The 9,777-nt window shown below is 66.8% G+C and carries 6 protein-coding genes, 1 tRNA gene and 1 pseudogene; 4 read left to right on the plus strand and 4 right to left on the minus strand.

From position 1 onward, the window contains the following. Both istA and istB read left to right on the plus strand, forming a co-directional pair. Nucleotides 1-1,261 (plus strand): annotated as a pseudogene (gene istA, locus Q0579_RS05955) (IS21 family transposase); the annotation flags it as partial. Between the two features lie 24 nt (nucleotides 1,262-1,285). Further along, nucleotides 1,286-2,029, plus strand: a complete 744-nt coding sequence (gene istB / locus Q0579_RS05960; protein ID WP_298810243.1) for an IS21-like element helper ATPase IstB — start codon at nucleotides 1,286-1,288, stop codon at nucleotides 2,027-2,029. An 82-nt stretch (nucleotides 2,030-2,111) separates the two neighbouring features. Here the strand turns inward: istB and Q0579_RS05965 are convergent, their stop codons facing one another. From Q0579_RS05965 to Q0579_RS05980, 4 genes are all read right to left on the minus strand, one after another. Beyond that, nucleotides 2,112-2,951, minus strand: coding sequence for an ABC transporter transmembrane domain-containing protein (locus Q0579_RS05965; protein ID WP_366522269.1), 840 nt, complete (start codon nucleotides 2,949-2,951; stop codon nucleotides 2,112-2,114). Further along, nucleotides 2,948-4,708 carry a TolC family protein gene (locus Q0579_RS05970; RefSeq protein ID WP_298810233.1) on the minus strand — a complete coding sequence of 587 codons (1,761 nt, stop codon included), beginning with the start codon at nucleotides 4,706-4,708 and terminating at the stop codon, nucleotides 2,948-2,950. Before Q0579_RS05970 ends, Q0579_RS05965 begins: the two co-directional genes overlap by 4 nt. Nucleotides 4,709-4,975: 267 nt before the next feature. After that, a tRNA-Pro gene (locus Q0579_RS05975) sits at nucleotides 4,976-5,052 on the minus strand. Nucleotides 5,053-5,419: 367 nt separating this feature from the next. Continuing rightward, nucleotides 5,420-7,609 carry a TonB-dependent siderophore receptor gene (locus Q0579_RS05980; protein ID WP_298810235.1) on the minus strand — a complete coding sequence of 730 codons (2,190 nt, stop codon included), beginning with the start codon at nucleotides 7,607-7,609 and terminating at the stop codon, nucleotides 5,420-5,422. A gap of 405 nt (nucleotides 7,610-8,014) precedes the next feature. Between Q0579_RS05980 and Q0579_RS05985 the strand changes: the two genes are divergently transcribed. Together Q0579_RS05985 and Q0579_RS05990 are read left to right on the plus strand one after the other, a co-directional pair. Continuing rightward, nucleotides 8,015-8,959 carry a hypothetical protein gene (locus Q0579_RS05985; protein WP_298810237.1) on the plus strand — a complete coding sequence of 315 codons (945 nt, stop codon included), beginning with the start codon at nucleotides 8,015-8,017 and terminating at the stop codon, nucleotides 8,957-8,959. Between the two features lie 218 nt (nucleotides 8,960-9,177). Beyond that, nucleotides 9,178-9,678: a hypothetical protein gene (locus Q0579_RS05990; protein WP_298810239.1), complete on the plus strand. Its 501-nt coding sequence runs from the start codon at nucleotides 9,178-9,180 to the stop codon at nucleotides 9,676-9,678. Nucleotides 9,679-9,777: the final 99 nt, after the last annotated feature.

Here is a 9,777-nt window from a genome sequence, read left to right on the forward strand (position 1 = left end):
AAGGGGGTCCCTTTTGGACGCCGATAGGGGGTCCTTTTTGGACGCCGATTGACAAGCAAGCAGGCCGCGCAAGCAACGACGCACGGGCAAGCAGATCCATGCCGACCTGGTCGTGCTGGGCTATGACGGGTCCTACAGTCGGGTAGCGGCCTTCATCCGGGCGTGGAAGGCGGACCGTCAGGTCCAGGAGCAGACGACGGGCCGGGGCACGTTCGTGCCACTGGTATTCATGGCCGGCGAAGCCTTTCAATTCGACTGGAGCGAGGACTGGGCCATCCTGGGCGGCGAACGGGTGAAGCTGCAGGCAGCGCACACCAAGCTGTCGCACAGCCGGGCGTTCATCGTGCGGGCGTATCCGCTGCAGACGCACGAGATGCTGTTCGATGCGCACCAGCATGCCTTCCGGGTGCTGGGCGGGGTGCCGCGGCGCGGGATCTACGACAACATGAAGACGGCTGTCGACCGTATCGGCACGGGTAAGGCGCGACAGGTCAACGCGCGCTTCGCGGCGATGGCGAGCCACTATCTGTTCGAGCCGGAGTTCTGCAATCCGGCGTCCGGCTGGGAGAAGGGACAGGTCGAGAAGAACGTCCAGGATGCGCGTCGCCGCCTGTGGCAGCGGCTGCCCGCATTTCCTCATCTCGACGCCCTCAATGCATGGCTAGAGGAGCAGTGCATCGCCGAGTGGGCGCAGATCCCGCACGGCAACCTTCCCGGCACCGTCGCCGATATATGGGCGCAAGAAGTGCCGGACCTGATGAAACCGGGGCGCCCGTTCGACGGCTTCGTCGAGCATACCAAACGGGTGTCGCCAACCTGTCTCGTCCATTTCGACCGCAACCGCTACAGCGTCCCGGCTTCCTTCGCGAACCGGCCGGTGAGCCTGCGGATCTATCCCGACCGCATCGTCGTGGTCGCCGAGGGGCAAAGGGTGTGCGAGCACGCCCGGGTTATCGACCGGACGCACCGCTCGCCGGGTCGGACCATCTACGACTGGCGACACTATCTGGCGGTGGTCCAGCGCAAGCCAGGTGCCATGCGAAACGGTGCGCCTTTTACCGAGTTGCCCGACGCCTTTCGGCAATTGCGCCAGCAACTGCTCAGGCGAACAGGCGGCGACCGGGAAATGGTCGATATCCTGGCGCTGGTGCTCCAGCACGACGAACAGTCGGTGCTGTGCGCAGTCGAACTCGCCCTTGAGGCCGGCGTCGCCACCAAGACCCACATCCTCAACATCCTGCACCGGCTGGTCGACGGCAAGACCGCCAGCGCCGCGGTTGTCGTCATGCTGCGCGACCTGCGGATGTACGGCATGGCCCAGGCCGTCGGCGACCTCATCGAACAGGGCGCACCTGCCTTCGATGCGGCCGTGCCCATCCTGTCCCAGCTGCTGAAAGCCGAGATGGCAGAGCGCGAGGTGAGATCCATCGCCTACCAGATCAAGGCAGCGAAGCTGCCGGCGTACAAGGACCTGACCGGCTTCGATTTCACCTCCGCGGAGGTCGACGAGGCCATGGTCCGTCAGCTTCATCAAGGCGATTTCATCGACGGCGCCGACAACGTCGTCCTGATTGGCGGCCCCGGCACCGGCAAGACGCATATCGCCACCGCGCTCGCCGTGCAGGCCATCGAGCACCACCGCAGAAAAGCTCGCTTCTTCGCCACCGTCGACCTGGTCAATGCGCTCGAGCAGGAGAAGGCCATGAACAGGGCCGGGCAGCTTGCGGAGCGCCTGCTCCGTCTCGACCTCGTCGTCCTCGACGAGTTGGGCTACCTGCCGTTCAGTCCCTCGGGCGGCGCCATGCTGTTTCACCTGCTCAGCAAGCTCTACGAGCAGACCAGCGTCATCATCACCACGAACCTCAGCTTCAGCGAGTGGGCCGGAGTTTTCGGCGACGCCAAGATGACCACCGCGCTTCTCGACCGCCTCACCCACCATTGCCACATCGTCGAGACCGGCAACGATAGCTTTCGTTTCCGCGTCAGGTCAGAGGCCGGCAAGCCCAAAAAGGAGAAGGCCGCGACTTGACCCGCAACCCCGCGGGCCTGACATTACCCCCACGACCCGGGTCACTTCTCGATGAAAACGCCGGGTCAACTCTCAGTGAAAATCAACAGTCGGCGATCAGGTACACGCCCGCGACGACCGTCCCGGCATAAGCGAGCGTGTTGGCCGACACCGACACGGTGGTCGCGATCGTCGACACGAGCCGCTGGCGCACTGAGCTGTCCGAATGCTCCTCGTTGGCACGCTTCCAGCGCCGGCCGAGCAGCCGCGCGGCACCGCTCGTCTTGACCATCTCGAGCGCGCCGACAGTTTCGACCAGCACGCTCTGCTTGGTCAGCCCCTGGCTCATCGACTTGGCCGAGAGGCGGTCGAGCGCGGGGCGCGTCAGCCAGCCCGCGCCGATCACGATCGGGATCGCGGCGAGCGGCACCCACACGATCGGCCCGCCGAGGATCGCGATGAACGCGAGCGTCACGATGATGAACGGCACGTCGACCAGCGCGGTCATCGTCGCCGAGGCGAAGAAGTCGCGCAGCGTCTCCAGCTCGCGCATCATGCCCGTCAAGGCGCCGGTTGAGCCCTTTTTCTGGTCCAACCGGATCGCGACCAGCCGGCGGAACACGCGCCCACCGATGTCATGGTCGATGTCCGCGCCCGCCAGATCGGTGAAATAAGCGCGCAGGATCCGCAGCAGGAAGTCGAACACCACCAGGATCATCAACCCGATCGACAGCGCGATCAGCGACGAAAAGGCATTGTTGGGGACGACGCGGTCGTAGACGGTCATCGTGAACAGCGAGGTCACGAGCCCGAAGATGTTGATCATCGCCGCGGCAACCGCGACCTTGAGGTACGTGCCCTTGTTGCGCAGCATCGGCTCGACCAGCCACGGCGCGAAACGCGGGCGCGGGTGGTCGACCGCGTGGGTGTCGGTGTCGGTCATCGTGGTTCCAGCGCGGCGGGTTGGATGTTGAGCGCAGGCAGCAGCCGCCCGGTGCGGGCGAGCAGCGCGTAGCGCGCGGTGTCGAGCTCGATCGTGGTCTGGATGAAGCGCGCGGCGACGCCGAAGTAATTGTTGTCGGCCGCCAGGAGGTCGAACAGCGTGCCGCGCGATACGCGGAACCGTTCGGCCAGCACGTCGCGCGAGCGCCGGCTGGCGAGGTAATTCTCTTGAATCGCGCCCTGCGCGTCGTTCAAGGCGGACACGTCGGCGAGCGCGATCTCGGCGTCGCGGCGCACCTCGATCTGGGTGCGGCGCAGTCGTGCGTCGGCGCCGCTCGCGCGCGCCCGTGCCTGCCCGATCCGCTGGTCGATGCCGCCACCGATCCGCATGCTGAGCGTCACGCTGCCGCGGACGTCATAGTCGCGCGACGTCTCGATGATGCCGTAGCGCCCGGCGTCGATCCCGGCGGAGAGCTGCGGCAGGCGATCGCCCTGCAATGCACGCACATCGGCGCGCGCCGCCTGCACGCCCAGCCGCGCGGCGCGCACCAGCGGCAGCCGGTCGGTCTCACCCGACAGCGTCGCCGCGGTGATCCCGCCGAGTGCAGGCACCGGTGCGCGCGACAGATCGGCGGGGGCGGGCTCGCCGATCACCGCGACATATTGCGCCTCCGCGCTGGCGAGCTGGCGGCGGAAGTCGGCGAGCTGCGCGGCGGACGAGGCGATGTAGCTGTCGACCTGCGCTATATCGCCCGCGGCCGCGGCACCCTGGCGGATGCGCGTCTCGATGCTGCCGCGCAGCTCGCGCTGGCTGTCGGCGAACGCCTCGCTCAACCGCACCAGCGTGCGGTAGCCGTAGACGTTGTACCATGCCGACACCGCCTGGAGCGCGAGGCGGGTGGCGGTATCCTCGACGCTCGCCTGCGCGCCCTCGAGCCGCGCCTGCGCCGCGCGGATGCGCGCGTTGCTGGCGCCGAAGTCGATCACCGGCTGCTGGACGCGCACGAGGCCATCGGTGCGCGCGCGCGGGCGCGATCGCTCCAGCACGTTGCCCGGATCGTTGGAAAAGGCGCGGTCGATCACCTGAAAGGTCGAGATCGACAGATCGGCGGTGGGCAACTGGCGCGCGCGCGCCTCGCCGCGCGCTTCGCGGGCCTCGTCGACCTGCGCGCTCGCCTCGTCGAGCGACGGGTTGCGCGTCACCGCCGCGCCGATCGCGCGCGCGAACGCGTCGGTGGAGGTCTGCGTGCGCGCGAGCCGCAGGATCGGGTCGCTGGCAGCGTCGATGTGGAGCGGGTCGCCGCTCGGCACCGGAAGCCCACCGGGACGCGCACGGCGCGGCAGTGCGTCGTTGCCGGGACTAGGGGTGGGCATGGTAGGTAGATCGCCGCGCGGCGGCGCGGGGGCGGGCGCGATGCTCGGCCCGAATGGGATCGGCTGCGCGGCCGGCGGGGGCGACAGCGGCGAGCCCGACGGCACCTGTGCCGGCAGCGAAGGAGAGGGCGGCAGCGGGCGCGGTGTCGCACCCTGCTGCGGATTGACCACCAGCGATCCCTGCGGCTCGCCGCGTGGCGAGGAGGGTGGGGGAGCAGTGGTCGATTGCGCGAGCGCGGGGGCTGCCACTAGCGGGGCGAGCAATGCAGCCGACAGCGCGGCGCGCAACGCCGCGCGGCGCGGACCGCCCGTCACTGCGCCCATCAACGTTTCATGTTCCGACGGCATCGCCCACGCACGGCCGACGCCTTTCTCCACTGTCACGTCGTTCCACCCCGCTCCCGCGCCGCTGCCACCGTTCTACTGGTGCAGCAACATTCGGGAACATTTTTCCCGGAAGCGGGTTCTTCGCGCCGTTTTGACGCAAAATCTACCATAATAACAATCGTCACCACCTCACGCGTACGAATGGGGACGTAGCGGTGTAGCGCGGCGACAGCGGGAATGATGGTCGGCGATCGGGGATAGCGCACCGCATCTTTGCTTGCCCGTACAGGCAGCGTGCGACTGAGTGCCGAGATGGACGATCGATGGTCGGGGAGACAGGATTCGAACCTGCGACCCCCTGGTCCCAAACCAGGTGCGCTACCAGCCTGCGCCACTCCCCGACGCATTCCGCCCTGTAGCGGAACCGTGCGTGGGGTCAAATCGTGCGATTGGGGGGCACCTTGACTGAATGCGGCTCAGCAATCCTAGGCACCGGACATGCTTCGATCGAGCGGATGTGATCGACGACGATCGTGTGCCCAGTGCAGGCACGCCGCGCAGCCGCGCCCGCGCGGTCTTGCGCGCGCGAATAACCTTGGGATTGGGCGGATCGAGTTGTGCAAGCGCGGCGGTTGCGAAGCCGCGTGCGGTGATGGCCAGCGCGGCGCGTGAATGGTGCCGGATCATCGTGCATCCTCGTGCCGTCATCCTATTATCGGTGACGGTACGCGAGGCTGGACCGTCACCACCATACGGTCCAGCGCCCCCTCAATACCGCACGCTGATCGTCCCCATCACCGTCCGCGGTGCACCGTAATATCCCCCGTCGAAATTGGTCGCGGTCAGGTACTTCGTGTTGGTCACGTTGCGGACGTTGACCGCGGCGGAGATGTTGGGGGTGATCGCGTAGGCGCCCAGCAGGTCAAGCAGCGCGTAATTGCCCTGGCGGCCGAGCCCGGTGGGCGAGATGATGCGGCTCTGGTATTGCGCGGCCGCGCCGAGCTTCAACTGGGGGAGCATCGGCAGCGTGTAGCTGACGTTCAGTCGCCCGGTGTTGCGCGCGACGAAGCGGCGGACCGGGTTGCCGTCCGGATCCTCGATCCGCATCAGCGTATAGCCGCCCGTCACCTGCAATCCGGGTGCGAGCTGGCCACCGACGTCGAGCTCGACGCCTTGCGAGCGTGCGTCCACGCCCTGGTAATAGGTGCGCGTGACGCCGCCCACGGTCTTGATCCCCGCGGCCTCGGCGGTGTTGTCCTGCCGCGTCTGGAACGCCGCGAGCGTCGCGTTCAGCCGCCCGTCGAACCACTCGCCCTTCAGCCCGACTTCCAGATTCTCGCCCTCGATCGGGTCGATGATGCGGTCGTTGATGTCGAGCAGCTGGTTCTGCGGATTGAAGATCGTCGCCCAGCTTCCGTAGAGGCTCAGGTTGCGCGTCACGTCGACCGTCGCGCCGGTGAAGGGCAGGAAGCGCGTCGCGTCGAAGTCGGTGTTCGCGCCGTAGGAGAAGCCGCTGCTCTTGGCATGGGTCACGTTGCCGCCGAACATCACCTTCACCCCGTCGCCGGGGTTGAGCCGCACGAGCCCGTAGACCGTTTCGCGCCGCGTGTGCGTGTTCTGGCTCGACAACGGAGCGGTCGAGAAGGTCGTGGGGAAGTTGGGCAGCGGAAAATTGCCCGCGAACAGGTCGGGGTAGGGGAGGAGGCTGCCGATCGTATCGTTGTCGTAGCTGGAGCGCTGGATATATTCCTGCGCGCTGCGGTTCACGCCGATGTTGATCTCGTGCTCGCGCCCCAGGATCGTGACGGGACCGGTGACGTACGCCTCCATCGTCAGGTTGCGCGTCTCGGCGTTGAACTTGCCGGGGTAGCTCTGGATGCCGGCCTGCAGCCCGGTCGCGGGGTCGATCCCGATTCCGCCCGGCGCGCCGCGCAAGGGATTGCCGAAGACGTAGAACAAGGTGTTGTTCTCGGTCGTCGCGCGGCGGATCGCGCTGGCCCGCGCGATCCAGCCGTTGCCGAACTTGTGCGTGATGTCGCCGAAGATCTGCCGGTCGATCACGTTCCAGCTCGACCAGTCGGGCGCGACGTTCGACGAGCGATCGAAATTGAGCGGCGTGCCGTCGGTGTAGGTGAGCGGGATCGCGCCCCACATCGCACCGCGGCTCTTGTGGTCCTGGTGGCCGTAGCCGGCGCTGACGGTCGTGTTCGCGCCGAGATCGGCCTCGACGATGCCGTAGCCGACCCAGCGGCGCAGACCATAACGATCGAGATAGCTGTCGCCGTCCTGATACGCGCCGACCGCGCGCGCGCGGATGCTGCCATCGTGCGTGATCGGGACGCTGAGATCCGCCTCGCCGCGATACTGGTCGAACGAGCCGTATTGCGCGGACGCGCCCACCTGCAGGTCGCGCGTCGGGCGCTTGCGGATGAAGTTGACGACGGCCGAGGGGTTGCCGGTCGACGACAAGAGGCCGGGCGCGCCGCGCACCACCTCGATATGGTCGTAGAAGGCGGTGTCGATCGAGCCGGTCTGGATGCCGAACGCGAACGGCACGCCGATGCCGTCGACCTGAAACGTCTGGATGTCGAACCCGCGCGCGGAGAAATAGACGCGGTCGGTCTCGCCCGCCTGGACGTTGATGCCGGGGACGGTGCCGAGCAGCGTGTTGACGTCGTTGAGCTGGAAATCCTCGATCTGCGCGCGCGTCACTACGCTGACCGACTGCGGCGTGTCGCGCAGCGACAGGTTCATCCGCGTCGCGGTGGTCTGGCCCGGGATGGTGTAATCCTGGCTACCCTCGGTGCGCGCGCCGGTGACGATGATGTCTTCGCCGAGCGGGGCCGATCGCGCCTGGTCGGCTGCGGCGGTCTCCACCGGAGCCGCGGGCTTGGCCGTCGCAACCGCGATCGCGCTCGGGTCAACAGCGGCCGCGAGCGCGGCGAGCAGGGCAGACATGGGTGTTTTCCTCCGGGAACCTTTTGCGGCCTCTTGGCGAGGATTATCAGCTAATGCAAGTGACTATCAATAACAGGCGTCAGTTATCCCGTCAGACCAGCGGTTTGTAAGCAACGCTGGCGCCTCGGAGGGCCTGAAAAGCCTAATGCGGCAGACGAAATAGGTAACCCGAGCGCATGAGCCTTCGGCGTTGCCGAGTTCGCCGCGCATGGTAGGAGCGAGTTGCCGTCCGGTCCGTCCCGGCGGTGAGGCGTGGAAACCTCTGTTTGTAGCAGCCGGTCGACACCCATGTCGGCCGGGTGGCCGTCACGCATGTCCAAGGCTCGCCTAAAGGTGGCGGCGCCTTGTGCTACGCGAGGTTTCCAACACCCGGCTCGGGTCGCCTCCATTTGCGAGGAGATGACCGTGCGCAAACCCAAACCAAACAGCCAAGCCTCGACATCGATCAGCGCGCTGCTGCGCCAGCCAAACCCTTGGTCGGATTGGATGAGCAACACCGATCATGAGCCGCTGTCGACGCTGCGCTTCATGGCGCTGATGCTGCGCGAACTGCCGGTGCCCTGGTTGATCGATCGCCTCGCACCGGCGCTGGAGGCGGCAGACCGGGAAGGACAGCGCCAGCTCGAGCAGCAACTGCGTGACTATCCGATGCCGGACGGTGTCACGTTTGGCTTCGAGCACTGGCTGTCGTTCTGGGACCAGGGCGGCAGCGTCGCTTACGATGAAGCGTTGATCGACGTCGTGGACGCGATCGGAGGCAGCGACGATCTGGCGCTGTTCAGCGCCGCCATGACGCGCGCTGACGTCGCTCCGACGGCGCTTCTCTGGTTCCTGCTCAACGGCATGGCGGAATGGGCCGCGTACAACGGTGATCCGTTCGCGGTGGGCAAGGATGGCGCGTGGCTCGCCGAGCTTCTGACCGAAGGACTCGAGGAGACGGTCGACTGGCCCGACCAGGACCCGCTCGGCGTCCTTTTCGCGTATCTCTACGGCCGTTTTCGGGAGCGTACCGACCACGCGACCATGCCGATCCCGCGAGACTTCGCGCCGCGTGATGACACCGCCGACTATTTCAGCAGCGCGGCGCCGAAGCCTGCGTCGGAAACGCGCCTCCTACGGTCGATCACCAGCGATTCTGGCGAGCCTGCTCCAAGTCTGTCCGACATATTGGGTGACGACGCCCGCCATTGGCCGAAGGTCGCCAGCAATGTCGGCTCGCTGCGCCGGCAGGGCCTGCTCTCGACGACCAGCTTGCACGCGACGCCGGCTGGCACGTTGCGGGCGAGCCAGGAACAGGACGCTGCTCGGTGGCGCTGCACGGAAAATTCGGATGACGGCTCCCGACCTTGAATGCGGGCGCAGCCGCTGGCGGGCAGGCAAGGGCATGTTATGATGACCCCGTCGACTTCCGCGCGGAAGTTCTGGGCTGTCCTCCGCGAGGAGGGATGTTGTCGGCTCCGTACGGGAGCCTGGGGCTGTCCTTCGCGAGAAGGGGTGGTGAGTGTTCCGGGCGTGTCCGGGAGCAAACGTATCGGCCGTTTTGGCGGCAGCTCAAGCGGAGTTCTGCGATGACCCAATCTGCTCGTTCCGGCACTGCTGATTGCGTGTCGTTACTCGACCGGCTGGTCGCGCGTTGGGAGGTCGGCCGACTGGCGTTCCTTCCCGTCGCCTTCAGCATGGTTTCCTTGTGGGCCGGCCTCGTCGGATTGGCGATCGTCGCCAAGATCACCGGTGACAAGCCGGTCTTCGCTGGCAGGATCCTCTGCGCCGTGTGGCTCGCCGTAGCGGCGTTGGAGATCGGCCGCGGCGTATGGACGATGCGGCATCGCTACGCCTCGCCGCGCTGGCTGCGCGGCGTCAGCGGGGCCGCCGGCGACGAGGTGGTCGTGCACGCGCTCGCCTCCCTGATCGAGCGTAATCGCCACGAACCCGATTACGTCGTCACGCGCTCCGACATGGTCCACGCCGTCCGGGCCGAGCGAGCCAGGCTGCGGGACGTGGCGCGACGCGCGGAAGGTTTCCGGTTGGTCGAGGATGCTGGACCGGTCGAGATTTCGGATAAGTCGTGAAGCTGACAAGGGGCAGTCCGCAGCAAGGGGACCAGTGAGAGGAAGGTCGAAAACGTACGCTCTCATGACTGCCATCCGAGACGCTGGCCGAGTTTACCT

It is taken from the genome of uncultured Sphingomonas sp., assembly GCF_936927845.1.
Classification (GTDB): Bacteria; Pseudomonadota; Alphaproteobacteria; order Sphingomonadales; family Sphingomonadaceae; genus Sphingomonas.